26 protein-coding genes are annotated in these 24,440 nt (G+C 66.7%); 18 read left to right on the plus strand and 8 right to left on the minus strand.

Annotated features, from left to right (window positions below; genetic code table 11):
* Positions 1–12 precede the first annotated feature (12 nt).
* The 3 genes from E3227_RS07710 to E3227_RS07720 are packed head-to-tail and all read left to right on the plus strand — an operon-like array spanning position 13 to position 1,312.
* Entirely contained in the window at positions 13–672 is a 660-nt protein-coding gene (locus E3227_RS07710; RefSeq protein WP_144318091.1) for an IMPACT family protein, read from the plus strand.
* Positions 673–683: 11 nt separating this feature from the next.
* Complete coding sequence (locus E3227_RS07715; RefSeq protein WP_136651533.1) at positions 684–926, plus strand: hypothetical protein; 243 nt, start codon at positions 684–686, stop codon at positions 924–926.
* 8 nt (positions 927–934) lie between these two features.
* A complete protein-coding gene (locus tag E3227_RS07720) occupies positions 935–1,312 on the plus strand; it encodes an RNA-binding S4 domain-containing protein (RefSeq protein ID WP_136651534.1) in 378 nt (125 codons plus the stop codon).
* A 97-nt stretch (positions 1,313–1,409) separates the two neighbouring features.
* Here the strand turns inward: E3227_RS07720 and E3227_RS07725 are convergent, their stop codons facing one another.
* The 6 genes from E3227_RS07725 to E3227_RS07750 all read right to left on the minus strand — a co-directional run bounded on the left by E3227_RS07725 (position 1,410) and on the right by E3227_RS07750 (position 9,988).
* Positions 1,410–2,447, minus strand: a complete 1,038-nt coding sequence (locus tag E3227_RS07725; protein WP_144318092.1) for a GTP pyrophosphokinase — start codon at positions 2,445–2,447, stop codon at positions 1,410–1,412.
* A gap of 20 nt (positions 2,448–2,467) precedes the next feature.
* Positions 2,468–5,008 (minus strand): malto-oligosyltrehalose synthase, encoded by a 2,541-nt coding sequence (treY, locus tag E3227_RS07730; RefSeq protein WP_144318093.1) that lies wholly within the window; start codon positions 5,006–5,008, stop codon positions 2,468–2,470.
* Between the two features lie 71 nt (positions 5,009–5,079).
* Positions 5,080–5,688 (minus strand): hypothetical protein, encoded by a 609-nt coding sequence (locus E3227_RS07735; protein WP_144318094.1) that lies wholly within the window; start codon positions 5,686–5,688, stop codon positions 5,080–5,082.
* A 36-nt stretch (positions 5,689–5,724) separates the two neighbouring features.
* Positions 5,725–7,122, minus strand: a complete 1,398-nt coding sequence (locus E3227_RS07740; RefSeq protein WP_144318095.1) for a 3'-5' exonuclease — start codon at positions 7,120–7,122, stop codon at positions 5,725–5,727.
* 21 nt (positions 7,123–7,143) lie between these two features.
* Positions 7,144–9,327 (minus strand): glycogen debranching protein GlgX, encoded by a 2,184-nt coding sequence (gene glgX / locus E3227_RS07745; RefSeq protein WP_144318096.1) that lies wholly within the window; start codon positions 9,325–9,327, stop codon positions 7,144–7,146.
* A 61-nt stretch (positions 9,328–9,388) separates the two neighbouring features.
* Positions 9,389–9,988, minus strand: a complete 600-nt coding sequence (locus E3227_RS07750) for a TetR/AcrR family transcriptional regulator (RefSeq protein WP_136651539.1) — start codon at positions 9,986–9,988, stop codon at positions 9,389–9,391.
* Positions 9,989–10,157: 169 nt separating this feature from the next.
* Between E3227_RS07750 and E3227_RS07755 the strand changes: the two genes are divergently transcribed.
* Both E3227_RS07755 and E3227_RS07760 read left to right on the plus strand, forming a co-directional pair.
* Complete coding sequence (locus tag E3227_RS07755) at positions 10,158–10,856, plus strand: nuclear transport factor 2 family protein (protein ID WP_144318097.1); 699 nt, start codon at positions 10,158–10,160, stop codon at positions 10,854–10,856.
* Positions 10,856–11,395 carry a hypothetical protein gene (locus E3227_RS07760; RefSeq protein ID WP_144318098.1) on the plus strand — a complete coding sequence of 180 codons (540 nt, stop codon included), beginning with the start codon at positions 10,856–10,858 and terminating at the stop codon, positions 11,393–11,395. The genes E3227_RS07755 and E3227_RS07760 overlap by 1 nt, the downstream gene beginning before the upstream one ends.
* On the opposite strand, the gene E3227_RS07765 is transcribed toward E3227_RS07760, so the two are convergent.
* Positions 11,367–12,434, minus strand: coding sequence for a YbjN domain-containing protein (locus tag E3227_RS07765; protein WP_246062654.1), 1,068 nt, complete (start codon positions 12,432–12,434; stop codon positions 11,367–11,369). The two genes, E3227_RS07760 and E3227_RS07765, sit on opposite strands and share 29 nt — an antisense overlap.
* 808 nt (positions 12,435–13,242) lie before the next feature.
* Here E3227_RS07765 and hisD point away from each other — a divergent pair.
* The 10 genes from hisD to hisI are packed head-to-tail and all read left to right on the plus strand — an operon-like array spanning position 13,243 to position 21,176.
* Positions 13,243–14,547, plus strand: coding sequence for a histidinol dehydrogenase (hisD, locus tag E3227_RS07770; protein ID WP_136651543.1), 1,305 nt, complete (start codon positions 13,243–13,245; stop codon positions 14,545–14,547).
* Positions 14,548–14,582: 35 nt separating this feature from the next.
* Positions 14,583–15,692, plus strand: a complete 1,110-nt coding sequence (locus E3227_RS07775; RefSeq protein ID WP_375543106.1) for a histidinol-phosphate transaminase — start codon at positions 14,583–14,585, stop codon at positions 15,690–15,692.
* A complete protein-coding gene (hisB, locus tag E3227_RS07780; RefSeq protein WP_144318100.1) occupies positions 15,673–16,275 on the plus strand; it encodes an imidazoleglycerol-phosphate dehydratase HisB in 603 nt (200 codons plus the stop codon). The genes E3227_RS07775 and hisB overlap by 20 nt, the downstream gene beginning before the upstream one ends.
* A 2-nt stretch (positions 16,276–16,277) precedes the next feature.
* Positions 16,278–16,466 carry a hypothetical protein gene (locus E3227_RS07785; protein WP_136651545.1) on the plus strand — a complete coding sequence of 63 codons (189 nt, stop codon included), beginning with the start codon at positions 16,278–16,280 and terminating at the stop codon, positions 16,464–16,466.
* A 3-nt stretch (positions 16,467–16,469) separates the two neighbouring features.
* Complete coding sequence (locus E3227_RS07790) at positions 16,470–17,783, plus strand: MFS transporter (protein ID WP_144318101.1); 1,314 nt, start codon at positions 16,470–16,472, stop codon at positions 17,781–17,783.
* A gap of 11 nt (positions 17,784–17,794) precedes the next feature.
* Positions 17,795–18,445, plus strand: coding sequence for an imidazole glycerol phosphate synthase subunit HisH (gene hisH / locus E3227_RS07795; RefSeq protein ID WP_144318102.1), 651 nt, complete (start codon positions 17,795–17,797; stop codon positions 18,443–18,445).
* An 11-nt stretch (positions 18,446–18,456) separates the two neighbouring features.
* Positions 18,457–19,200 carry a bifunctional 1-(5-phosphoribosyl)-5-((5-phosphoribosylamino)methylideneamino)imidazole-4-carboxamide isomerase/phosphoribosylanthranilate isomerase PriA gene (priA, locus tag E3227_RS07800; RefSeq protein ID WP_144318103.1) on the plus strand — a complete coding sequence of 248 codons (744 nt, stop codon included), beginning with the start codon at positions 18,457–18,459 and terminating at the stop codon, positions 19,198–19,200.
* A gap of 44 nt (positions 19,201–19,244) precedes the next feature.
* A complete protein-coding gene (locus E3227_RS07805; protein WP_144318104.1) occupies positions 19,245–20,036 on the plus strand; it encodes an inositol monophosphatase family protein in 792 nt (263 codons plus the stop codon).
* Positions 20,037–20,052: 16 nt separating this feature from the next.
* The gene (gene hisF, locus E3227_RS07810) at positions 20,053–20,826 is read left to right on the plus strand and encodes an imidazole glycerol phosphate synthase subunit HisF (RefSeq protein WP_144318625.1); all 774 of its coding nucleotides are present in this window, start codon (positions 20,053–20,055) and stop codon (positions 20,824–20,826) included.
* Positions 20,823–21,176, plus strand: coding sequence for a phosphoribosyl-AMP cyclohydrolase (gene hisI / locus E3227_RS07815; protein ID WP_136651550.1), 354 nt, complete (start codon positions 20,823–20,825; stop codon positions 21,174–21,176). The genes hisF and hisI overlap by 4 nt, the downstream gene beginning before the upstream one ends.
* Before the next feature lie 295 nt (positions 21,177–21,471).
* On the opposite strand, the gene E3227_RS07820 is transcribed toward hisI, so the two are convergent.
* On the minus strand, positions 21,472–21,693 hold the full coding sequence (locus E3227_RS07820; RefSeq protein WP_144318105.1) for a hypothetical protein: 222 nt from the start codon (positions 21,691–21,693) through the stop codon (positions 21,472–21,474).
* Between the two features lie 139 nt (positions 21,694–21,832).
* Between E3227_RS07820 and E3227_RS07825 the strand changes: the two genes are divergently transcribed.
* The 3 genes from E3227_RS07825 (at position 21,833) to lgt (ending at position 24,423) form a co-directional block, all read left to right on the plus strand.
* The gene (locus E3227_RS07825; RefSeq protein WP_144318106.1) at positions 21,833–22,513 is read left to right on the plus strand and encodes a TIGR02234 family membrane protein; all 681 of its coding nucleotides are present in this window, start codon (positions 21,833–21,835) and stop codon (positions 22,511–22,513) included.
* Positions 22,514–22,580: 67 nt separating this feature from the next.
* Positions 22,581–23,408: an indole-3-glycerol phosphate synthase TrpC gene (locus E3227_RS07830; protein WP_246062655.1), complete on the plus strand. Its 828-nt coding sequence runs from the start codon at positions 22,581–22,583 to the stop codon at positions 23,406–23,408.
* Between the two features lie 49 nt (positions 23,409–23,457).
* Positions 23,458–24,423: a prolipoprotein diacylglyceryl transferase gene (gene lgt / locus E3227_RS07835; RefSeq protein WP_246062656.1), complete on the plus strand. Its 966-nt coding sequence runs from the start codon at positions 23,458–23,460 to the stop codon at positions 24,421–24,423.
* The last annotated feature ends 17 nt before the right edge of the window (positions 24,424–24,440 follow it).

The following is a 24,440-nucleotide window of genomic DNA, read 5'->3' on the forward strand; positions in this document are numbered from 1 at the left end:
TCAAAGGCAACCATGTCAACTACTCCGCTGCCCTACGACCTGCCCGCTGCGGGCGAGCCGGTCGTTGCCGAGCTTGAGATCAAACGCTCGCGCTTCATCGCCTGGATCGCCCGCGCCAACGACGAGGCCGCCGCCCGCTCGCTTGTCGACGCCGCCCGCGCCGCATACCCCGACGCCCGCCACCACTGCTTCGCCTGCATCGTCAGCGGCGAGGCGGCTAACCCGATCGAGCGCTCCTCCGACGACGGTGAGCCCTCGGGCACCGCGGGCACCCCGATGCTCGACGTGCTGCGCGGCTCCGGAATGCGCGACATCGCGGCTGTGGTGACCAGGTACTTCGGAGGCGTCAAGCTTGGCGCCGGCGGGCTCGTTCACGCGTACTCCAACGCCGTCTCGGAAGCGCTGATTTATGTCCCCAGGGTGCGGCGCCGCGTCGCCGAGCTGGCCACCGTGGCGCTGCCGCACGCCGACGCCGGGCGCATAGAGGCCGAGCTGCGCAACGCTGGCGTCGACATCGCCGACATCACCTACGGCAGCCTGGCCGAGTACACCCTCGCGTTCCCCGCCGGGCAGCGCGAGCGTGTCGACGCCCTCCTCGCCGCCGCCACCCACGGCAGCGCCACCGCACGCAGCGCCGGGTACCAGTGGGTGGAAGTGGCCGCGCGTGGCTAGACTTTAGAGCCATGACAATGCAGCCCCGCCCCAACAACCCGATCGAAGCGCGCAAGCAGGCCGTGCGCCGCTACTCCCGCAACGCAGTGGCCTTCGCCGGCGGCGGCGTGGTCGGTGGCATTGCGCTCGGTTTCCTTATCGGCTCGCCGTTTTCCTTCACCATCCTCATCCTCGGCCTGATCATCGGCGTGGTCGGCGGGTTTGTGAACTACAACAAGGTGCAGAAAATCGTCAACCACAGGGACAACTACTAAAGGCATCCATGACTGAACCCGACGGCGCGCCCGTCCGCCTCGACGTGTGGCTGTGGGCGGTGCGTATTTTCAAGACCCGCTCGCAATCCGCTGAAGCGGTGCGCGCCGGGCACGTCAAGCTCGGCGGGGTGTCCGCCAAGCCCGCCGCCCAGGTGGTGCCGGGCGACCACATCCGCGTCTGGAAGGACCACCGCTACCTAGAGTTCGAGGTCACGGGCACAGTGCGCAAGCGCGTGGGGGCTCCGGTGGCGCGCACGATGTACGTCGATAAGTCCCCGCCACCGCCGCCGCGCGACATCTTTGCCACGCTGCCGGTGCGCGACCGGGGGGCCGGGCGCCCGACGAAGAAGGACCGCCGCGCCATCGATCGGCTGCGCGGGTTCTAGCTCGCGCTTCACCCCAAACCCGCACGGGTAAGAGTGCGGGTGCTCAGCCTAAACTCGGCGCAGGTTGCAGCGAGCGGGTTTACGCGGAACCCGGCGCCTACCCGCGGCCGGCGCGCAACGCCGCCAAACGCGTGCCCAAGCGGTCGCGGCGCAGCTTCGGGCGGTTGCCCAGCTCCGCGGTGCGCTCGATGTGCTCGGTGGCAAAACGGTTCAGCAGGACGTCGTCGATAATGCGCACCTGCCCGGGCACGAAGGCGTAATTCATCGCGCTGCCCACGGCTTCCAAGTCGGCGGCGTTGACTAGCTCCGCCAGCTGCGACACCGTCTCGATGTCGTGGGCGCGCAGAAGCTCCATGAGGAAGCGGTAGTCACTCGGGCGCGACAGCGGAAAGCGGCTGCCCAGAAGCACCGTGAGCACGCCGGGCAGCGTCTCCGGCGCGAGCTCGGCATCCACGCCCGTGTCCACGGAGTGGTGGGGGTTGTTGATGCTGGCGATCTGGTCGAACTGCTGGTCGGCGAGCTCGATCAGGCCGGCGGCAAGCGTGAACGCGCGGTCGATCTGCGGGTCCGGGGCCTCCCCGGAGCGCTTGTAGCGGATGTCGTGCTCGAACTCCGCCCACGCGTGCTGCAGCACGGTGCGGATCTGCACCTCAAACTGGGTGCCCGCGTATGACTCGAGGTTCTCCGAATTGTCCGTCACCCGCAGCACAACGTGGTGCGAGCCGTACCCGAAGCCACCAGCAATGCGCGTCTCCTGAGCCTTATCGACGCTGCGTAGCACCTCAAACTCGTCCGCCAACAGCGTTAGCACCGCCGGAATCTCCGTGGAGTGCAGCACCGTAATGCGCGCCCCGACGACGTCGCGAATGTCGTTCCACGGGTCGGGGTAGACGTAAGCGCCGTCGCGCTGCTTGCGGGCCTTGGCCTTGAGCGAGGGCCACGACTTGATGCGGACGTCGACGCGGTCGAAGTTGACGCCGGCGTCGCCAAGCAGCTCGACGAGCGCCTGCTGGAACGCGGTGCCGGCGTCCGGGTGTACCGCGACCCAGGCGTGGTAGGTCGACCCGAGACGCGCGATCGTGTCGTCGGAGGGCTTGGCGCCTTTGCGCTTCTTTCCGCTGCGCTCGTTTTTCACGGGGGCCAAGGATACCTGCCTTACAGGGCCACGGAGTTGATCAGCCGTCGCGAGACGAGTAGAGCCGTGGGCAGGACCTCGAGCACGTCGGCGACGGGCACGGTGCCCTCGAACGTTCGGCCTGAGACGCGGTCGACCCAGCTGCCCTCCGGCAGGGTCACCGTGGTGTCGCCCCAACCGCCGCGACGCTCAAGCAGCAGGGGGCGGCGCGTTGCCAGCGCGATGACGGACAGGCCCGCCGCGCCGCGCACATCGCCGTCGCCGCGCGCGAGGCCCACCAGGTGCGATTCCGCCTCGCCGACACCGAAGACGGGCTGGTGCTCCCCGGCCAAGAACACATCCGGGTGCTCACGGCGCAGCATCAGCGCCTCGCGGACGACGGCCTGCTTCGCGCGGTCGATGATCTCCGGCAGGTGCGGGTACACCGCGGGCGAGACTGCGTCCCCGGCGCCCTCGGCGGGTTCCTCGCCGAACGCCAGGTACGCCGCCAGCGAGCGATCGGTGCCTGCCTTGAACTCGAGGTACTGCTCCAGCGTCTGGGCGCGCTGCGTGTAGTCGACGAAGCGGCGGTTGTCGGGGTCAACCAGCGAGAGGTCGAAGTACTCCTGACCCTGGTAGGTATCCGGGATACCGGGGCTGATGAGCTGCAGCATCTTGCGGCCCAGAGAGACCTGGATTGCGCCGCCGTGCAAGCGCGCGGCGAAGTCCGTGATCGCTGACGTCACCGGGCCGGAGAGCAGCGCGTCGATCCAGTCGGTGATGGCCTGCTCGAACGTTTCATCCTGATCGAACCAGCTCGTCTTCACCCCGGCTTCGCGCACCGCCTTGATCGCGTAGTCGTGCAGGCGGGAACGCAGCGACTCCGTAATCTCCCCGTCGTGCGGCCACACGCCGAGCAGGTTCTGGATGAGAAAGTGCGCGGTCGCGGCATCGGGCGCCGGGACGATCGCGTTGACCTGGCGCACCAGCTCGGCGAAATCGTTCGCAACCTCCGTAATCTCAATGATCCGCGCGCGGGTGTCCTCCGTGCGCTTCGTGTCGTGCGTGGTCAGCGAGGTCATCGCAAGCGGCCACAGGTTGGCGCGCTCCTGCTGCAGCAGGTGGAACTCGGCCGCAGACACACCGAACCGGCCGGGAGCGCCACCGACCTCCTGCAGCGCCACAAGGCGGCTCGCGCGGTAGAACAGGGTGTCTTCCACGCCCTTGGCCATCACCGCGCCGCAGACCTGGGAAAAACGCGTCTTCGCCTCACTGTTAGCCAGCAGCGCGGCGGTGATCAGATCGAGCGCGTCGCGCCGGGAGGGGAAACGGCGCGCCATCTCGGCCACCACCGAGGAGGTGATGCGCGACAGGGAGATGTAGTCAGCGCGGTACACCGGAATCGCCGCGACGAGCTCGACCACGGTCGAGCGCAGGTCCTCCTCGGAGACGGTGGAGCCGGCCGTGGAGAAGTTGTCGCGGCGAATCGCGCGGGTGAGGCGCTGGATCTCCGCGCCCAGCTCGGAGGACGCCACGTCGCGCTTGAGCTGGTGCTCGGCGGCGGAAATGGCCGCCTCGTCCCACGTCGAGCCCGACTGTTGCATCGCCAGCATGCTCAACGAGTCCTCCGCCTCGCGCGAGATGAACACCCCGTCGAACTCGCGCATCGCGTCGTAGCCGGTCGTGCCGTCGACGGCGAGGCGCGGGTCAAGCGGCTCGTTGACGCCGAGGATTTTCTCCACCACGAGCCAGCGGTCGTCGCCCATCAGCCCGCGCAGGCGGGTGAGGTAGTCAAACGGGTCCGCCAGGCCGTCCGGGTGATCCACGCGTACGCCGTCGATCAGGTCCTCGGCGATGAGCTGGCGCAGGATCCGGTGGGTTTGCTCGAACACCAGGGGGTCTTCCTGGCGGATCCCGGCGAGGCCGTTAACGGAGAAGAAGCGCCGGTAGGAGATCACCCCGTCGCGCCAGAACATCAGGCGGTAGTGCTGCTTGGAGTAGACGTCAAGGGGGTCGTCGTCAAGCGAGCTGTAGCTCTCGGGGTCCAGCGGAAAGTAATCGTCGTAGTACTCGAGCACGTCCTCGTCGATCTCGTCGAGGTGGACCAGCTCGAACTTGTCCTCGTCGCCCTCCGCGCCCAAAACGGGCAGGCCGAGCCGGCCGCCAGCGCCGTTGTCCTCGTGCCAGTCGATGTCGAAGTAGGACTCGTACTCCGAGCCCTGGCCCAGCTTCAACACGTCCCACCACCACTTGTTCAGCCGCGGCGTTTCCACGCCGAGGTGGTTGGGCACGATGTCGAGCACGATGCCCAGGCCCGCGTCGTGGGCAGCCGCGGCGAGCTCGCGCAGGCCCTCGATCCCGCCGAGTTCCGGGTTGACCACGGTGGGGTCCGTGACGTCGTAGTTGTGGTTGGACTCTTTGACCGCCGTGAAGATCGGGGAGAGGTACAGGTGCGAGACACCGAGCGAGCGCAGGTACGGGATCTGCTCCGCGGCCTCCGCGAACCCGTACCGCCGCCCCGTGGGGTCGGCGTGGGGGCCGCGCAGCTGGAGGCGGTAGGTGGATGTAATCGGGCGTCGCATCAGGGCTCCTGAGAAATAGATCTTGTGTTGCTTTCCTACGTCGTACGTGCCCGTTCAAGCGTAATCTTTTTTCAGCACGCGGCAGGGTGGTCGCTGCGTTCCACGAGGGGAAAGCCCACGGAGTAGCGCATCACGCACGCCGAAGCGAAGCGCCGCGCGAACGAGCTGGGGAGCGCGTCAAAGACGAACAGTTCGCGGTAGTCGTGGGTGAGGTATGTCAGGCCGAAGCGCGGCCGTAACACTTGCGTGAAGTGCGAATCTAAGACGGTAAAGAGCTTTGGGTGGGTCAGCCACGTCGTGGGTATCATCCGGTCGTCGCGCAGTTGGAGCCCGCGCGGGACGTCAGCTCCAAAAGCTGCGGTGGCGTCCCTGACCCACAGCTCGACCTGCCCGTCGCTGACTGCCTCATTGATCACGCCGCGCGCTGCCGCGTTCCACGCCCCGGTGACGCTGCGGCCCATCGCGCCGATCCTCTGGTGGCTCGCTGGCCGGCCGGTGTGATCCGCCAATACGCACACCAACTCGGGCGAGAGCGTGATGTAGGCGGTGCTGGCGGAAAATTCACTGCTTGACCAGCAGACGGCATCCGGGTGCGCGCTGCGCCGCACGAGGCGGGGCGTCAGCGCGCATGGCACGGCGGCTGCGTAGGGGCTAAGAAGAGCGCTTATCGCGGCAGTCATACTTTTCTTAGACTGCCGCGCAACGGGTTCGGTTCCCTAGAACGGTGGCTGTTCGTTGAGCCCGAGGGCGTCGAGTAGCTTCTCGGCCGACCAGATCTCAATGTCCTGGCCCTTGTCCATGAGCTCGCGGGCGCGCTTTTCCTTCGACGTCATCGTCGCCCACTCGCCGGTGACCAAGATGGTGGTCTTCTTGGTCACGTTCTTGCCCACCTGACCGCCCTGGGCGGCGATGCCGGACCACAGTTGGCCCTTGTCAAAAGGCTCGAACTCGCCGGTGAGCGTGACGTTGTGGCCGTAGAGCGGGGAGTTGGGGTCGGCTTGGGGGTCGGGGTCCGGGATGGTGTCCGGGGTGGCCACGGACTGCCAAGGGGCGGGGCCGCGGCGCGGGGATTCTTCCTCCGGCGCGGACTCCTGGGCGGGTGCGGGCACCCGCGATTCGTGCTGGTTGCTGCCGCGCGGGGTCACGGCGGCGCCGTCTGTCGAGGAGGCCTGCAGCGCCCGGGCTGCGCCCGAGCGGTCGCGCAGCACGGGTGTGACGCGCTCGTCGCCAATCACGCCGAGGGTAAACCCGGTGGAGTGGACGAAGTTCATCAGGCTTCCCTCGTGGCCGGCGTCGCGGGCAAGGCCCACCATGATGCCCGCGCACGCGGCGGCGTCCTCGCCGGCATCGTGGTGCTTGTCCAAACTGACCCCGAAGTGCTCCGCGAGGGTCGGCAGGCGGTGGTTTTCCACCTTCAGCTTCGCCGCGCGCGACTGCGCGAGCGTGCACGCGAACAGGATGTTCGGGATGTCGTGCCCCACGGCGCGGCAGGCGTCGCGCAGGGCCGTGGCGTCGAACTGCGCATTGTGCGCGACCACGGGCAGCTCGCCGACGAACTCGACCAGCTCGTCGATGCGCTGCGCCACCGGCGGGGCGTCGGCGACCGCCCCGGCGGAGATGCCGTGGATGGCCACGTTGGAGGGTTCAAACTCGTCGAGGCCCGGCGGGGGAGTGCACAGCCAGGTCGCGCGCTCGGTTTCCTCGCCGTCGATGACTCGGACGAGGCCGATTTGGCAGATCGATCCCCACGCCGGATTGGCCGTCTCGACGTCGAAGCCGACGAAGTCGAACCCCGGGATCCGTGTACTAGCGGCCTCGCCGCGCGCTGCGGCGTCGATAAGCTCGCGCAACCGCGCGGGGGCCTGGGCGTCGCCGGGGAAGAAAGCCACATCGACCGTGCGCTGCGGCGTTTCAATGCCGCACGCGCCGCCGCGCCAGGCGTCACCGTCGGTGACGTGCAGGCGCGTGATCGTGGTGGCGTCGATACGCACGGGCTCGCTTGAGCCGCTTATCGACGCCTCCAGCGGCGACGGGCTGAGCACTAGCTCAGTGCCCTCCACCTTGAGCGTGACCCCGCGCGCCTTGAGCGCAGAATGTGAAGAAACCTCAGACACGTAACTCTCCTTTGCCGAGATTTAGATCGCAACCTCAGCGTGCACGTCATCGGTGTCTATCACCGGCGGCTCAATCTGCTTGAGCACCACCGTGGAGCGTGCCGGGACGCTGATGGTCGCGCCCGCGTCAAGCGCATCCTGGTCCGCCGGGTAGCCCAGAGGCTCGGTGGTGTCGATGAGCACCTCCCACTTCGAGCCCAGCCACTTATCCGGCAGGGTGAACTCAATCGCCTCGAAATGCGCGTTGAACATGAGGATGAATGAGTCGTCGGAGACGCGCTGGCCGCGGCGGTCCGGCTCCGTAATCGCGTTGCCGTTGAGGTAGACCATCAGCGCCTTGCCGAAGGCGAAGTCCCAGTCCTCGCGCTTCATCAGCTTGCCCGACGGCACCAGCCACGCGATCTCGCGGTCAACCACGTCGTTGCCGAGTGCGCCACCTTCAAGGAAGCGGCGACGGCGGAACACGGGGTGCTGCTTGCGAATCGCGATGAGACGGCGCGTGAAGTCGTGCAGCTCCTCTGCCTCCTCGAGGCGGTCCCAGTTCATCCAGGCGATCTCGTTGTCCTGGCAGTACACGTTGTTGTTGCCGCCCTGGGTGCGCGCGAACTCGTCGCCGTGGGCGATCATCGGCGTGCCCTGGGAGAGCAGCAGGGTGGTCAGGAAGTTGCGGCGCTGCTGGGCGCGCAGCTGCAAAATCTCCGGGTCGTCCGTGGGGCCCTCGACGCCGCAGTTCCACGAGCGGTTGTGGCTCTCGCCGTCGCGGGAGTCCTCCATGTTCGCCTCGTTGTGCTTCTCGTTGTAGGACACGAGGTCGTTGAGGGTAAACCCGTCGTGGGCGGTGATGAAGTTGATCGACGCCGTCGGGCGGCGCCCGTTGTGCTGGTACAGGTCGGAGGAGCCGGTCAGCCGGGAGGCGAACTCGCCGAGGGTGGAGGCCTCGCCGCGCCAGAAGTCGCGCATGGTGTCGCGGTACTTGCCATTCCACTCGCTCCACAGCGCGGGGAAGTTGCCCACCTGGTAGCCGTTTTCGCCCACGTCCCACGGCTCAGCTATGAGCTTGACCTGGGAGACGATCGGGTCCTGCTGAACCAAGTCGAAGAAGGTTGCAAGGCGATCCACGTCGGAAAACTCGCGCGCCAGCGTCGAGGCGAGGTCGAAGCGGAAGCCGTCGACGTGCATCTCCGAGACCCAGTAGCGCAGCGAATCCATGATCAGCTGCAGGGAGTGCGGGTCGCGCACGTTGAGCGAGTTGCCGGTTCCGGTGTAGTCCATGTAGTGGAACTTGTCGCCGTCGACAAGCCGGTAGTAGGCCTCGTTGTCGATGCCGCGGAACGCGATCGTCGGGCCCTGGTGGTTGCCCTCGGCGGTGTGGTTGTAGACCACGTCGAGGATGACCTCCATGCCGGCCTCGTGGTAGGCGCGGACCATGCCCTTGAACTCGGCGACGACGTCACTGGGCTTTTCCGACGACGCGTAGTCCTGCTGCGGGGCGAAGAAGCCAAACGTGTTGTAGCCCCAGTAGTTGCGCAGGCCAAGGTCGCGCAGGCGGTCGTCCTGCAGGAACTGGTGGACGGGCAGCAGCTCGATGGAGGTCACCCCGAGGTCTTTGAGGTAGTCGATCACCGCCGGGTGCGCCATGCCGGCGTAGGTGCCGCGCAGGTTCTCCGGCACGTCGGGGTGGGTCTGCGTCATGCCCTTGACGTGGCATTCGTAGATCACGGTTTCCTCGTCCGGGATGCGAGGGGAGCGGTCATCGCCCCAGTCGAAGAAGGGGTTGATCACCACAGAAAGCATCGTGTGGCCGAGCGAGTCTTCCTCGTTGCGGCCGGTGCCGGGCTCTTCGGCGTGGATGTCGTAGGAGAACAGGGAGGAGTCTTGGTCGAACTCGCCGGCGAAGGCGCGGGCGTAGGGGTCAACCAGCAGCTTGGTCGGGTCGCAGCGCTTGCCGTTGTGCGGGTCCCAGGGGCCGTGGACGCGGTAGCCGTAGCGCTGGCCAGGGGTGATGCCGGGCAGGTAGGCGTGCCACACGAAGTTGTCGACTTCCTCGAGCGCGACGCGCGTTTCCGCGCCCTGCTTGTCAATCAGGCACAGCTCAACTTTGTCGGCGACAGCCGAAAAGAGTGCGAAGTTGGTGCCGGCTCCGTCGTAGGTCGATCCAAGGGGGTAGGCCGAACCGGGCCACACCACAACGTTCTCATCAGTCATGGGAGCCAATCGTATCGCAGGCGCGGACGTTGCTCGCGCGCTGCGGGTCGGCCCTGGCACGCTAGGGTTCGGTCGGCGGCGGTGAGCTCGCGTCGAGAAGGCCCGTGAGCAGCAGCGAAATCGCGGCCGCAACGTCCGTGGCGGCGGTCGCGGGTTCGGCGGCGCGCTCACCGGTCGCCTCCGCGAGCTGCTCCGCGGCCTGGTGGACACTCGCTGCGCCGAGGGTCATGTACAACAGTCCGTCGGCCACCGAGTGCACATTGCTTATCGACGCCTCCCGCCGCGCGTCCGCTAACTCGCGCGCGATGGCCTCGCGCATGATCCGGGTCAGCTCGTGTGCCACGGTGGACCCCGGTTGGCTCATCGCGGTGGTGACAACCTCCGCGCCGTCGCGGTGGCGAAGCAGGGTTTCGCGCAGTTTCGCGCACAGTGCCGCGGGGCTGGGGGCGGCGTGGGGTGGGGCGTCGATAAGCGGGGCGATGATGAGCGTGGCGATTCCCGCGATGAGTTCCTGCTTGTTGCTGATGTGCCAATACAGCGCGCCGGGGGCGACCCCGAGGGCGGAGGCGACGCGGCGCATGGTCACGTCCGCCAGGCCGTATTCGTCGAGGATGGCCAAGCCCTGGCGGCTGATCGACTCCCGAGACAACGGCGGATGCATGCTTGTCGACATTACCCAGACGACCACGGCACTGTGATTCTCACAGCAACTTCTCAAACATCTGTCACTGATGGCCCACAGCCCACTAAGCAATGCGTTGTTAGTATTGACAAAGCCACAAAAGCGGTAAACGGCCACACAATGCATTTTTGCGAGGAGAGTTGTAGTAGTGATGTTTCCAACCGGTTCCCACAAGGTAGCCGCGACAACTGTCGCACTGGCCGCCGCCTCTATCTCACTCACCGCCTGCGGCTCCGATGAGGAGACCGCTGACGTAGCCTCCTCCACCTCGACGGTTACCTCCGCGACGACGACGCAGAGCACCGAGCCTTCCGGCACGACGGAGGCCACGGAGTCGAGCGCCGCTGAGTCGTCTGCCGCTCAGTCGGCGGCGAACGCCCCTGGTGCCAACCCCCAGGCCCCGGCGGCCGCTGGCGGGGGGCTGTCCAACCCGTTCCAAGACCCGAACTTCACGCCGCCGCCCCAGCAGCCGCTGCAGGGTGGCAGCCAGGCCTCCGACGCTGACAAGCAGGAGATGGAGCAGACAATGCACGCGGCGCTCAACCCGCCGAGCCCGGAAAAGTGGACCCGCGTACTGATGGAAAATTCCTGCCGCAAGGTGACGGAGCCGGTGCAGGAGGAGATGAACCGCTCGGGCTACACCCTGGACCAGATTGAGCAGGCGGCGCGCCTGCAGGCCCAGGCCGGCCAGGCGGTTACGGTGCCGCAGAGCACGGTGTCGCTTACCGACGCCAAGGTTGACGGCAACCGGGCGTCGGCCACCGCGACGGTGACCAACCAGAACGGCAGTGAAGAGCAGACCCTGATTTTCGAGCGCGAAGACGGGCGCTGGAAGCTCTGCAACTAATGAAGTTTTCCACCGGGGCCGGCGCTGCGGCGGCCCTCCTCATGCTCGCTCTGGGCCTGGGTTCCGTCGCCGGGGCCGTGTGGGGTCTTACCCGGCCGGGTTACGTGGGGACGTTGAGCGAAGGCTCCTACGTTGTCGACGAGGTCGCGAGCCCACCCAGCGTCGAGTTCGCCTCGCTCGGCGGGTTCGTTCTGGTCAGCGCTGTGCTGGGGCTGATCATCGCGATCTTCGCTTTCGCGCGCGGCCTCGTCGGGTTGCGCGCTCTATTGTGGGTGATTGTGTGCGCGGCCGCCGCGGCCTTCGCGGTGCATACCTTCGGCAGCTGGTCCGCGGCCTTTACCCACCCCTCGCCCCATGACGCCACGCTAGCCAACGGCGATGGGTTCAGCGTCGTGCCCCCGCTAAACCCCGGCATGGGCTGGCTCGCTGGGCCGTTCGTCGCGGCGTTGATGTTCTACCTGCTCACGGCCGCCTCTGAGCTGCAGGCCGCCCAGCGCGACGTGCCGGCCGTTAGCCCTCAGCCCGCCCCGGCCAATTAACCGCCGACGCGCCCTTGACCTGGGTGCTGATCTGATCCACCGCCCCGAGGATGGAGACGAACGACGAGATCAGATAGTTGTGCCGCTGTGCGGGGGACAAGCCCTGGGAGACGAGGCAGGTTGTTTCCACGTGTAGGTGCAGGTATCCGTCGAGGTCGAGCAGGTAGGCGCGCAGGCCCGCGGTTTGCTCGTTGAGGTCGTTGCAGATCAGCCACATGGCGAGGAACCCGTCCTCGCTGCGCTGGCCGGTGTCCCACATCGCGGTGATCCGGGCGTACTCGCCGGCATCGATGCAGACCGCGAACGCGATGGAGTTAACACCGGTGGTGATGAGGTCCTCGGCGGGGAAGTCGTAGGTGAAGTCGAGCATGTCCAACGTGTCCGTAAACGAATCCAAGTCAACGGGCTCAACAAACTCGTCGTCGACGTTGTCGTAAACGTCGGGCACGTCGTGGATGTCCGAAAACTTTCGGTGTTCGCCGCGCGGAAGGTGGCGCTCGGAGGGGTGGCGGCCCAACAAAGCGTCGGTGTCTTGGGCGCGCGCCAGCGCCGGCGGCAGCGGCTGGTCGAACTCGATAGGCAAGAAGCGTTGGCGCAGCTGGGTGGAAAAGGCCGCGGCGTGCTCGAAGGCGTCGGCAAGCTCGGCCATGAGCTGCTCGTCCGTGAGCCCGCAGCGCGTGCGCACCCCAGCGCGCAGGCTGACGGCGAGGTCGCCGGAATCCATCAGCCGGTACGAGGCGGTCGGCCCGACTCTGTCGCGATTCCATTCGTTGATGAAGTCGGCCAGCTCCGCGGAGCGCTCGAATTCGGTGGGCACGCGTTCGGTGAAGTCGGCGACCAGCATCAGCGGCTTGTCGTAGGAGATCCACACCGTGCTCACGAACGCGTACGCAGGCACGACGGCGCGGTCCGGGCGGTCGGGATGGTACATCGGGCTCAGCCCGAGGCCGTCGAGGGCAGCGACGATGCGCTTAAGGGTGACCTCGGATGAGGAGGCGGACTCGTCGGGGTAGGGTAGCTGCGCGCTGTGCTTTCCCACGGCCACCTCCCTGTGGTGCTTGAAACCGGTACTCGTCGTCGTTGTTGCGCCTGCCGGTGGCGCTCACGGCATATAGGCGAGCTTAAGCGACTCGTAGCGGCGGTGAGTGAATCGGCCTTGTGGCGGGGTGTCTGGGTTTCTGTGGTTTTTGGTTGGTGGGCTCCGGTTCGGTGGGATGTCACGGTGAAGGGTCCTTCGGGGTGTAAAACTGCAGGTCGGTGATCCGCTTACGGGCTTGACTGTGACATTTCACGGTGTCAGATGTCACGGTGAACCGGGCAGCGGTGGCAAAATCCCAGGTCAAAAATCTGCCTACGGGCTTGACCGTGACGTTCCACGGTGTCAGATGTCACGGTGAACGGGTCGCTGGGTGCAAAACCCCAGGTCGGGTTTATTGGTGGGGGCTTGACCGTGACATCTCACAGCGTCAGATGTCACGGTGAAGCTAGCAGCGGGGGCGAAGCCCCAGGTCGGCAATCCGCCCAGGGGCCTGACCGTGACATCCCACCGACCGAGATGTCACGGTCAACCGACAGCGCGCCGCAAAACCCCAGTTCGGCAACCCGCCCAGGCGCCCGACCGTGACATCCCACCGACCGAGATGTCACGGTCAACCGACAGCGCGCCGCAAAACCCCAGGTCGCTATCCCCGCCAGCTGCCCGACCGTGACATCCCACAAAACCGAACAACAAGACCCCAAGCAAGCCAACGCGGCGTCGCGAAGCGGGCAAAGAACCGGCGGTGTCGGGCAGGGGAATACAATGAGGGGCCGAGAAGCCGATTTTTCCCTGCTGCGAGGAGCCGACGATGTTGCACGTGACTGACCTGCGAGGGCGCACCCCCTCCACCTCCGAGCTGCGCCGCGCCCTGCCTCGCGGAGGCGTCGACGTCACCGCAGTACTGCCCACAGTTGCGCCCATCGTCGAAGACGTCAAAAAGCGGGGCGCAACAGCGGCGCTGGAGTACGGCGAGAAGTTCGACCGGATCCGCCCCGAGTCGGTGCGGGTGCCCGCTGAGCGTATCGACGCCGCCCTGGCCAACCTCGACCCCGCGGTGCGCGAGGCGCTCGAGGTGGCGATTGGCCGGATTCGGACAGTCCACGCTGCGCAGAAGCCGTCGACAAGCACGATCGAGCTGGCCCCGGGGGCGACGGTGACGGAGAAGTTCATCCCGATTGCGCGGGTGGGGCTCTACGTGCCCGGCGGCAAGGCCGTCTACCCGTCGAGCGTGCTCATGAACGTCATTCCGGCCCAGGAGGCGGGCGCGACGTCGATGGTGGTGTGTACCCCGCCGCAGGAGGAGTTCGGCGGCTGGCCGCACCCGACCACCCTGGCCGCCTGCTCGCTGCTCGGCGTGACCGAGGTGTGGGCCGTCGGCGGGGCCCAGGCGATCGCACTTCTGGCCTACGGCGACGACGAGTTCGGCCTCGAGCCGGTCGACATGGTCACCGGCCCCGGCAACGTCTTCGTCGCCGCGGCAAAGCGCCTGGTCAACGGCGTCGTCGGCATCGATTCCGAGGCCGGTCCGAGCGAGATTGCGGTGCTTGCCGACGACACCGCCAACGCCACCTTCGTCGCCTACGACCTCATCTCCCAGGCCGAGCACGACGAAAACGCCGCGAGCGTGCTCATCACCCCGTCCGAGGAGCTCGCCAACGCCGTGCGCGCGGAGGTCGAGCGTCTCGCCGGACAAACCCTCAATGCGCAGCGGGCCGCCTCGGCGCTCGGCGGCAGGCAGTCGGGCATCGTGCTTGTCGACGACCTCGAAACCGCCATCGCCGTCACCGACGCCTATGCCTCCGAGCACACCGAAGTCCACACCGAAAACCCCCGCGCGGTGGCGGAGCGGCTGACCAACGCCGGGGCGATCTTCGTCGGCCCCTACTCGCCGGTGCCACTTGGTGACTACGCCGCGGGCTCGAACCACGTGCTGCCGACCTCGGGCACGGCGCGTTTCGCGGCGGGCTTGTCCACGCACACCTTCCTCAAACCGGTCAACCTCATCGAATACGACGAGGCGGCGCTCAAGGAGATCGGCTCCCACATCGTCGTCCTCGCCGCCGACGAGCAGCTTCCCGCCCACGGCGAGGCCATCAAGGCCCGCGGAATCTAAGGAGAAACTCACAAGTGGACTTCCTCGACAACACCATCGCCGCGGACACGGCCATCGACGCGCTTCCCCTGCGCGGGGAGCTGCGCGGCAAGCAGGCCTACGGCGCACCCCAGATCGACGTCGCCGTAGCGCTGAACACCAATGAAAACCCCTACCCGCCATCGCAGGAGCTTATCGATGACCTCGTGGCCGAAATCACCAAGTTCGGCCCCACGCTGAACCGCTACCCGGAGCGCGACGCCGTCGAGCTGCGCACCGACCTCGCGGCCTACGTCACCCGCCAAACGGGCGTGGCCGTCACCCGCGACAACCTGTGGGCGGCCAACGGCTCCAACGAGGTGCTCCAGCAGTTGCTGCAAGCCTTCGGCGGGCCGGGGCGCACAGCGATGGGTTTTACCCCGAGCTACTCCATGCACCCCATCCTGTCCAGCGGGACCCAAACCGAGTTCATCGGGGTGGAGCGCGGCCCGGACTTCCGCATCGACATGGACACGGCGCTTCAAGCCATCGCCGAGCACCAGCCGGACATCGTGTTCGTGACCACCCCGAATAACCCCACCGGAGATGTCACCTCGCTCGCCGCCATCGAGCGCATCATCGACGCCGCGCCGGGCATCGTCATCGTCGACGAAGCCTACGCCGAGTTTTCCCCCTCGCCATCGGCGGTCAGCTTGGTGGAGCGCTACCCGACGAAGCTGGTGGTCAGCCGCACCATGTCCAAGGCGTTCGACTTCGCGGGCGCGCGCCTGGGCTACTTCGTGGCGGCCCCGGCATTTATCGAGGCGGTCATGCTCGTGCGCCTGCCCTACCACCTGTCCGTGCTCACCCAGGCTGCGGCGCGGGTGGCGCTGCGCCATGGTGCGGAGACACTGGCGGGCGTCGATAAGCTTGCGCGCGAGCGTGAGCGGGTGCAGGCGGCGCTTTTGGAGATGGGGTATTCCGTCGTGCCCAGCGAGTCGAACTTCCTGTTCTTCGGGCATTTCGATGACGCGCATGAGGCGTGGGAAAAGTTCCTCGGCTACGGTGTTCTCATCCGCGACGTCGGTGTCGCAGGCCACCTGCGGGTGACCATCGGATTGGATGAGGAAAACAACCAGTTTCTCGCGGCAGCGAAGGAGATCATCAATGAGTCAGCGGCTCGGTAGCGCCTCTCGGACCACCAGCGAGTCCAACATCACGGTCGAGATCAACCTGGACGGGTCGGGCAAGACGGATATTTCCACCGGCCTGCCGTTCTTCGACCACATGCTCACCGCGTTCGGCACGCACGGCGCCTTCGACCTCGCGGTAAAAGCTGAGGGCGATACCCACATTGATGCGCACCACACCGTCGAAGACACCGCGATCACGCTCGGCTGGGCGCTTGCCGACGCCGTCGGCGACAAGCAGGGCATCCGCCGCTTCGGCTCCGCCCTGCTGCCCATGGACGAGACCCTGGTGGAATCCGTCGTCGACTTCTCCGGCCGGCCCTACTTTGTGATGAACGGCGAGCCCGACCACCTGCAGTGGCAGATCATCGGCGGGCACTACGCCACGGTGATCAACCGCCACTTCTTTGAAACGCTCGCGTACAACGCGCGCGTGACGCTGCACGTTAACGTGCGTTACGGGCGCGACCCGCACCACATCACCGAGGCCGAGTACAAGGCCGTTGCCCGCGCGCTACGCCAAGCCACCGAGCGCGATGGCCGCATCACCGGTGTGCCGTCGACGAAGGGAGCGCTCTAGACATGCCGCAGGAGTTCAGCGTGGCCAGCGGAATGTGGGTGCTGATCAGCTTCCTTATCGCCGGGTTGCTTCTCGGCGGGGTGTGGTCGGCCTATCAGAGCGGGTCGAAGGTGGCCACGGTCGTGCTCGCCATCGCCGCCGCGGTGGCGCTGTGTGTCGCTGTACTGTCCATGCTGGGCGCAGTGGGGTAGACGATGATCCGAGCGCGCTGGTCTCAGGTGCTCACCACCGAGGAAGTCAACGCGATCACCTCGCCGTGGAAGGCACGTGGGCTGGTTCCGACCCTGATCGCCGTTGCCGCGGCCTTCGGCGCGTGGTCGCTGCTGCTGCCGGTCGTGCCTACCGCCGTGCTGGATGCCGGCGGGTCGGAAACACTCGCCGGCGGCTCAACAGGCGCGTTTATGGCCGCGACCGTGATCACCCAGATCCTTGTGCCGAAACTGCTGCGCCGCTTCGGCTACCGCGCGGTCATCGCCGTGGCCTCGCTACTGCTCGGCCTGCCCGCCCTCGGCTACGCGCTCGGGATGGATCCGGTCATCGTGATCACGGTGAGCGTGATCCGCGGCATCGGCTTCGGCGCGCTGTCGGTCGCCGAAGCCGCGATTATCACCGAGCTCGTGCCGCTTCGCCTGCTCGGGCGCACCGCGGGCATTTTCGGCCTGAGCGTGGGGTTTTCACAGATGGTCGCTCTGCCGTCCGGCCTGGCCTTGGCGGATCGGGTGGGCTACGAGCCGGTCTACGTCCTCGCCGCCGCCATCGGCCTGATCGGCCTGGTTGTGTGCGTGCGCATCCCGACCATCCCCGCGGCGGACCCCACCACAGCGGACTTGAGCTCCGTGCGGGTGCCGCTGTGGCGGCTTGTGGCGGTGCCCATGATCGCGCTGGCGCTGGTCACCACCGCCTACGGGGCGGTGACGAACTTCCTGCCAATCAGCGTGCGCGAACTCGACCCCACGGCCGGCGCCGCCTTCGGCGGTGTGCTGCTGGCGGTGATGAACTTCGCGGCGATGTTCTCGCGTTACTACGCTGGTGCGGTCCTTGATAGGCGCGGGGTGCCGGGCACGGTGCTCATTCCGTTCCAGGTCTCCGCCGCGGCAGGCATCTTTATCATCGCGGCCGTTATCTGGGCCGAAGCCAGCGTGTGGTGGCTGCTGCTCGCCGCGCTGTTGTACGGCGCGGGCTTCGGCGCCGTACAAAACGAATCGCTGACCATGCTGTTTTACCGGCTTCCCAAGTCGAAGGCCTCCGAGGCCTCCGCAATGTGGAACGTCGCCTTCGACAGCGGAACCGGCCTCGGTTCGACCGTCTACGGCATGATGCTCACGTCGATGACGATGGCGCCCATGTTTGGCGTTGCCGGCGTGGTCGTCGCGGTCGGCATCGCGGTGACCGTGGCGGACCTCGTGCTCGGGCGCAACCGCGTCGCGGAGGTCAACAACTTGGCCGTGAGGCTGAAGTCCGTGCGCGCGCCCGGGAGGGACCGCGGGTACAAGCGCCCGGGCCGCTAAACTAATTCGACATGACGCAACCGACATCGCCATCCGTCGTCCTGCTCGACTACGGAGCCGGAAACATCCGCTCCGCCCAGCGCGCGCTCGAGCACGTCGGGGCGAGCGTCACCGTCACCGACGACCCGAAGCTGGCCGTCGACGCCGATGGGCTCGTCGTCCCCGGCGTCGGCGCGTTCGCGTCGTGCATGGAGGGGCTGCGCGCTGTCAACGCCCCGCGCGTGATCGGCCAGCGCCTCGCGGGCTCTCGCCCCGTGCTCGGGATCTGCGTCGGTTTCCAGGTGCTTTTTGAGCGCGGCGTCGAGCACGGGGTGGACGCTTCGGGGATCGGGGAGTGGCCCGGGGTCGTCGATAAGCTGCAGGCGAAAGTGCTGCCGCACATGGGGTGGAACACCGTGGACATTGCGCCGGGTTCGGAGCTTTTCGCCGGGTTGGACCCGGAGACGCGGTTCTACTTCGTGCACTCCTACGGCGTACGGTCGTGGGAGATGCAGCCGGACGAGTTCATCGCCGCGCCGGCTGTGTCGTGGTCCGAGCACGGCGGGGACCGCTTCGTCGCCGCCGTGGAAAACGGGCCGCTGTGGGCGACCCAGTTCCATCCGGAGAAGTCCGGGGAGGCGGGCTTGGCGCTGCTGCGAAACTGGGTCCGCACCCTGCGTTAGACTTGGTCGCTATGAGTTTCACACTTCTCCCCGCCGTTGACGTCGTCAACGGCCAAGCGGTGCGCCTCGACCAGGGCGAGGCCGGAACCGAAAAGAGCTACGGCTCTCCTCTCGAGGCCGCCGAGCGGTGGCGCGACGAGGGAGCGCAGTGGCTGCATTTCGTGGACCTCGACGCCGCCTTCGGTCGCGGCTCCAACCACGAGCTGATGGCTGAGATCACCCGAAACCTCGGCATCGCCGTGGAGCTGACGGGGGGCATTCGTGACGACGCCTCCCTCGAACGCGCCCTCGCCACCGGTGCGAAGAGGGTCAACATCGGGACCGCAGCGCTGAACAACCCGCAGTGGACGGCAGACGCGATCAAGCGCCACGGCGACGCGATTGCCATCGACATCGCGGTGCGCGAGGAAGACGGCCAGTGGCGCACCAAGGGCCACGGGTGGACTTCCGACGGCGGGGACCTGTGGGAGGTCGTCGAGTTTTTCGACGCCGCCGGGTGCGCGCGCTTCGTGGTCACCGACGTCAGCCGAGACGGCACGCTGACCGGGCCGAACGTGGATCTGCTGCGGGATGTGTCGGCGGCAACTGACGCTTTTGTTACGGCGAGTGGCGGGGTGTCGTCGATAAGCGATGTGCTCGAGATTGCGCAGTTCGCGCAGGAGGGGATCGACTCGGTCATCATCGGTAAGGCGCTCTACGAGCACAAATTCACCCTGCGCGAGGCGCTGGATGCGCTGGGACGCAGCGAGAGCTGATACCGCGGCGTTTTCTTATAAGGAGTTTCGAGTAAAGTAGCGATATGGATAGCAACGAGCACTACCTCGAGATCGCGGAGTCGGTCGTGGACGAGGCGCGCGAGCTATTCATCTCCCACCTCGGCGCGGCGCCGGCGCTTTTCAAGGCGTCCGGGGACTTCGCGACGGAGGCGGATCTCGCGATTGAAAAGCTCATGCGGTCCCGGCTGACCCGGGAGACCGGGATCCCCGTCTACGGCGAGGAACAGGGCGGCGACCTCAACTCGTCGGCGTGCTGGGTAGTCGACCCCATCGACGGCACCTCGAACTACTCATCCGGCAACCCGAACTGTTCGATTCTGGTCTCGCTGATTCTGAACGGGCAGCCGGTGGTTGCCGTGACCGATATTCCGCTGATGAATATGCGGCTGACCGGGGTGGATGGCTCGCCGGTGTACCTCAACGGCCAGGAGCTGCCGCCGATTGGCACGGACACGACCGCCGCGTCGCAGGTCGGGGTGGGCTCGGTGCGCTCGCCCGACTCCGAGCGCTTTCCAGCGGACGTGCGCCTGAACATGATCGCGACGCTGGCCGACACCGACTTGCGGCCACGTATCTCCGGGTCGGTGGGCGTGGACTTCGCGTTCGTTGCCCAGGGCATTTATCAGGCGGCGGTGAGTTTCTCGCCGCACCTGTGGGACAATTCCGCGGGCATTTTGCTGTCGCGCTGCGCGGGTGCTGTGGTGACCGGACCGGACGGGGAGCCGTGGACGATGGACGCCGTCGGAGTGATCGCTGGCACGCGCAGAGCGCACAAGATTGCGCTGAGCACGATGCGATCCGTTTCCTCTAAGTGAAAGGGCAATGTCAAAGATGGGTGTCGCGATACGGGTTATTCCCTGCCTCGATGTGGATAACGGCCGCGTGGTCAAGGGGGTCAACTTTGAGAACCTGTGTGACGCGGGCGACCCCGTCGAGCTGGCCAAGCGCTACGGCGAGGAGGGCGCGGACGAGCTGACGTTCCTCGATGTCACCGCGTCGACAGCTGGCCGCGGGACCATGCTCGACGTCGTGCGGCGCACCGCGGAGCAGGTCTTCATCCCGCTCACCGTGGGTGGGGGAGTGCGCTCGGTTGACGACGTCCGGGAGCTGCTGCGCGCCGGCGCCGACAAGGTCAGCGTCAACACCGCGGCGATCGCCAACCCCGGCCTGATCCGCGAGCTTGCCGAGCGCTTCGGCGCCCAGTGCGTTGTGCTGTCCGTCGACGCGCGGTGCGTGCCGGAGGGTGGGACGCCCCAGCCCTCCGGTTTTGAAGTGACGACGCACGGTGGCACCCGCTCGGCGGGCATCGACGCGATCGAGTGGGCGCGCCGGGGCGAGGAGCTCGGAGCGGGTGAGATCCTGCTCAACTCGATGGACGGCGACGGCACCAAGGCGGGCTTTGACATCGGGCTCATTGAGAAGGTGCGTGCGGCGGTGACCGTTCCCGTGATCGCTTCCGGAGGTGCCGGCGAGGCGGCGCATTTCCCGCCCGCTGTTTCGGCTGGTGCTGACGCGGTGCTGGCGGCGTCGATTTTCCACTTTGGCGAGGTTTCCATTTCGTCGGTGAAGGATTCGTTGCGCGCTGCTGGGCGGGATGTCCGGTGACGAACCCCGCCGAGTACACTCTCGACCCCGCGATTGCGGCGCGGCTAAAGCGCAACAGTGCAGGTCTTGTGCCCGCGATCGTTCAGGCTCACGGCACCGGGGAGGTGCTCATGATGGCCTGGATGGATGATCACGCGCTGGCCCACACCCTGGCTACGCGCCAGGGCACGTACTATTCGCGGTCGCGAGACGAATACTGGATCAAGGGTCTGACCTCGGGAAATACGCAGGAAGTAACCGGGGTGCGCCTCGACTGCGACGGGGACACCCTGCTTGTCACCGTCAAGCAGGTCGGCGGGGCGTGCCACACGGGGGACCGGACTTGTTTTGACGCCGACGCGTTGTTGTGAGGTGCGTTGTGGGTCTCGTTGAGGTCCAGTTGCTATACCTCAGCGGTTTTCGTGTCACATGCGTAACAGGTGACCTGGGCTTTTGTGTGGGGCGGTGCGCTCAGGTCTAGTAGCTATACTTCAGCGGTGTGGGTGCCACACGCGTCACAGGTGTGCTGGGCTTTTGTGTGGAGCGGTGCGTTGAGGTCTAGTGGCCATACCCCAACGGTGTAGGTGCCACATGTGTAACAGGTGACCTGCGCTTTTCCGCAGCGCCAGGTGCTGAGGTCTAGCTCCTATACCTCAGCAACAAAACCTAACCCGCCTTAAACGAGTACCGACCCGTCAAGCCGTTGTAAATAATTACGGAGTAGCTCTGCCCTGCGGCTTCCGCGCCATCCACCAAAGTCTTGAGCTCCTGCGCGTTGAAGTAGCGGCTCAGCCCCAGATACAGCAGCAGCAGAAGGAACATCCCCACTGCAAGAATTGCTCCGACCACTGCCCACGTCGATGGAGTGGACCTGTCTACCTCTGTCATTTGAATCAGAAACTCCCTTCCAACGGCCCCGCCACTCAACCGGCGGGCCTTACTCGCACGCTATCAAAGCGCGCTCAACCTCGTAAGCCCAACAAACCTGCACACATCACCTCCCGGCCCCTGCTCTAGGATCAAGCACATGGCACAGCAAACAGCGGATAGGGGCGCCTCGCGCATTGGCGCAGCCGGCATCGGCGTGGGCGGGATCATCGTGGCGGCGTTTAGCCGCGCGCCGTGGATGCAGGTCAGCTACTTCGATGACCGCGTCGGCGGCGGGGTCCGCGCGCTGTCGGGGGCGCAGTGGTCCACCGAAGCCTCGGCGGTTGCGCTTCTTCTGCTGGCCGCTGCAGTCGCCGCGCTTGCTTTACGACGCCTCCCCCGACGCATCATCGGCGCAATCGCGGCCGTCGCCGCCGTGGGCGCGGCACTATCTCCGCTGAACCTCCTTGTTTCCGGCGCGGACCCCGAGCGGGTGCGCGCCCTGCTTACCGCCGGCGCCGAGGAGGCGCAGGCGCGCGAGGGCACGATCTCTGCCATGGCGGAGATAACCTCCATCCAGGTCAACCCCGCCTACCTGGTGTTGACGCTGCTCGGTTTTCTGCTCGCCGCGGCGGGCGGGGCGGTGGTGGCGGCGCGCCCCGGTGTGGATTCCGCGAAGCTGAACAAGTACGAAACCGAGGCGGTGCGCAGGCAGAAGATCGGTTCCGATCTCGAGGAGAACCCGGATTCGGGCAGGGTGTTGTGGGATGCGTTGGACGCGGACATCGACCCGACGGATCCGGCCGGTGGTGTTGGGGAGGGCGTCGATAAGCGGCGCTAGCGTGCGCCCGATTTTTTGTCGGCGCGCTTGGGCGGTTACCCTTATGCGCAGCGGAAGGGAGACGGTTATGCATACGGCAAAAGTCGCGAACGGCGTTGTCGCCGCCGTGTTGCGTGACGTCGAAAAGCGTGAAGCCGTCGTCCCTTTTCAAGACATCAAGGCGCGCTCGCGGGAGATGGAGCCGACCCGTGATGTGCGCGCCGCGCTGTTGCGCCACGGTTGCGGGGTGATCGTCGAGATCAAGCGCAACTCGCCCGTCTTCGGCCCGACGGCCCCGTTCGCCCAGAGCGAAACCCCGGTCGAGGACGTGGCCCGCGCGATCGAGGCCGGCGGCGCGCATCTTATCGCCTGCCAGACCGAGCGGCTGCGTTTCGACGGCTCCCTGACCGACATGGCGAACGCCCGCGACGCCGTGGACCTTCCCATGGTGTGCCGCGATGTGATCGTCGACCCGTACCAGATCCACGAGGCCCGCTGTTTTGGCGCCGACATGATCCCCTTACAGGTAGGCATCCTCGACCAAAACCGGCTCGAGGCGCTGATAGACCGCGCGGAGTCCTTAGGCATGGTGGTGATGGCGGAAGTACGCACCGGCGAGGAGGCCGACCGGGCGCTGTGCGCCGGCGCCACCGTCATCGCCGTGAACTCCTGGACCTTCGATACCAACTCCCTCAACCCCGCTGCTTTCGCTGAGATTGCACCGGGGTTGCCGTCTGCTGTGATCAAGATCAGCCTCGGCGGGGTGCGCACCGCCCGCGATCTCATCGACGCCGCCTCTTCCGGCGCCGACGCCGTCTTGGCTGCTGAGGCTGTGATGAGCTCCGACGATGTCACCGCAGCGACGCGCCGGCTCGCGGCAGCGGGCCAGCACCCGGCCTGCCCCTCGCGCAGCTAACCGCGTTTCCGTTTCCCCTTTGGCCACCGAGTCGGGCACACTAATGGGCGTGGAAACCATGATCCTGGCCAACATCCCTTCGCCGCCGCAGGGCGTCTGGCACATCGGGCCTGTGCCCATCCGTGCCTACTCGCTGTGCATCATCACCGGCATCATCATCGCCCTGTGGCTGACGCTGAAGCGCTACAAGGCGAGGGGCGGGGACCCGGACGTGGTGTGGGACGCGGCGATCGTCGCAATCCCAGCCGGAATTATCGGCGGGCGCCTCTATCACGTGATCACGGACTACGACAAGTACTTCGGCCCGGGGCGCGATCCGTGGCAGGCGTTCAACGTCGCCGGCGGCGGCCTGGGCATCCTCGGCGCGGTGGCGTTGGGCACGCTCGCGGTGTGGGCGCTGTTTCGCTACAAGAAGGTCCCGCTCGCGCCGTTTGCCGACGCGGTCGCGCCGACGATCATTCTCGCGCAGGCCATTGGCAGGCTCGGCAACTGGTTCAACCAGGAGCTTTACGGCCGGCCGACGGACGTGCCGTGGGCGCTGGACATTTACTACCGCGTGGACGAGGCCGGTAACTACGCCCCGCTGACCGGCCGCTCCACCGGCGAGATCGTGGCCAGCGTGCACCCCACGTTCCTCTACGAGCTGGTGTGGAACCTCGCCGTGTTCGCCTTCCTGCTCTGGGCCGAGCGGGCCTGGCGCCTCGGCCACGGCCGCGTGTTCGCCTTCTACCTGGCCGGCTACGCCCTGGGGCGCTTTTTCGTCGAGCTCATGCGTGCCGACGAGGCCAACCTCATCCTGGGGCTACGCGTGAACACGTGGGTGTCCGGAATCCTCTTCGTCGTCGCGCTGATTATCTTCCTGCGGCTGCCGCGGGGGCAGGAAACGCCCGACGAGGTTGACCCCCGCAACGACCGGGAGGGAGAGCCGGCCAGCGCCGATTCCGACTCAGCGAACCTGCCCGCGACGCGGTACGGTGGGGAAGCGCACGACGGCTCTAAGCCGCGCACTTATTGAACCTCGAGCGAAGCTGG

This window comes from Corynebacterium sanguinis (assembly GCF_007641235.1).
In the GTDB taxonomy this organism is placed as follows: domain Bacteria; phylum Actinomycetota; class Actinomycetes; order Mycobacteriales; family Mycobacteriaceae; genus Corynebacterium; species Corynebacterium sanguinis.

Bases quoted from the DNA above. Each gene is read 5' to 3' on its own strand.
- E3227_RS07710 (WP_144318091.1), top strand. From the start codon at position 13: ATGTCAACTACTCCGCTGCCCTACGACCTGCCCGCTGCGGGCGAGCCG.
- E3227_RS07715 (WP_136651533.1), top strand. From the start codon at position 684: ATGACAATGCAGCCCCGCCCCAACAACCCGATCGAAGCGCGCAAGCAG.
- E3227_RS07720 (WP_136651534.1), top strand. From the start codon at position 935: ATGACTGAACCCGACGGCGCGCCCGTCCGCCTCGACGTGTGGCTGTGG.
- treY (WP_144318093.1), bottom strand. From the start codon at position 5,008: ATGCGACGCCCGATTACATCCACCTACCGCCTCCAGCTGCGCGGCCCC.
- E3227_RS07735 (WP_144318094.1), bottom strand. From the start codon at position 5,688: ATGACTGCCGCGATAAGCGCTCTTCTTAGCCCCTACGCAGCCGCCGTG.
- glgX (WP_144318096.1), bottom strand. From the start codon at position 9,327: ATGACTGATGAGAACGTTGTGGTGTGGCCCGGTTCGGCCTACCCCCTT.
- E3227_RS07750 (WP_136651539.1), bottom strand. From the start codon at position 9,988: ATGCATCCGCCGTTGTCTCGGGAGTCGATCAGCCGCCAGGGCTTGGCC.
- E3227_RS07760 (WP_144318098.1), top strand. From the start codon at position 10,856: ATGAAGTTTTCCACCGGGGCCGGCGCTGCGGCGGCCCTCCTCATGCTC.
- hisD (WP_136651543.1), top strand. From the start codon at position 13,243: ATGTTGCACGTGACTGACCTGCGAGGGCGCACCCCCTCCACCTCCGAG.
- hisB (WP_144318100.1), top strand. From the start codon at position 15,673: ATGAGTCAGCGGCTCGGTAGCGCCTCTCGGACCACCAGCGAGTCCAAC.
- E3227_RS07785 (WP_136651545.1), top strand. From the start codon at position 16,278: ATGCCGCAGGAGTTCAGCGTGGCCAGCGGAATGTGGGTGCTGATCAGC.
- E3227_RS07790 (WP_144318101.1), top strand. From the start codon at position 16,470: ATGATCCGAGCGCGCTGGTCTCAGGTGCTCACCACCGAGGAAGTCAAC.
- hisH (WP_144318102.1), top strand. From the start codon at position 17,795: ATGACGCAACCGACATCGCCATCCGTCGTCCTGCTCGACTACGGAGCC.
- priA (WP_144318103.1), top strand. From the start codon at position 18,457: ATGAGTTTCACACTTCTCCCCGCCGTTGACGTCGTCAACGGCCAAGCG.
- E3227_RS07805 (WP_144318104.1), top strand. From the start codon at position 19,245: ATGGATAGCAACGAGCACTACCTCGAGATCGCGGAGTCGGTCGTGGAC.
- hisF (WP_144318625.1), top strand. From the start codon at position 20,053: ATGGGTGTCGCGATACGGGTTATTCCCTGCCTCGATGTGGATAACGGC.
- E3227_RS07820 (WP_144318105.1), bottom strand. From the start codon at position 21,693: ATGACAGAGGTAGACAGGTCCACTCCATCGACGTGGGCAGTGGTCGGA.
- E3227_RS07825 (WP_144318106.1), top strand. From the start codon at position 21,833: ATGGCACAGCAAACAGCGGATAGGGGCGCCTCGCGCATTGGCGCAGCC.
- E3227_RS07830 (WP_246062655.1), top strand. From the start codon at position 22,581: ATGCATACGGCAAAAGTCGCGAACGGCGTTGTCGCCGCCGTGTTGCGT.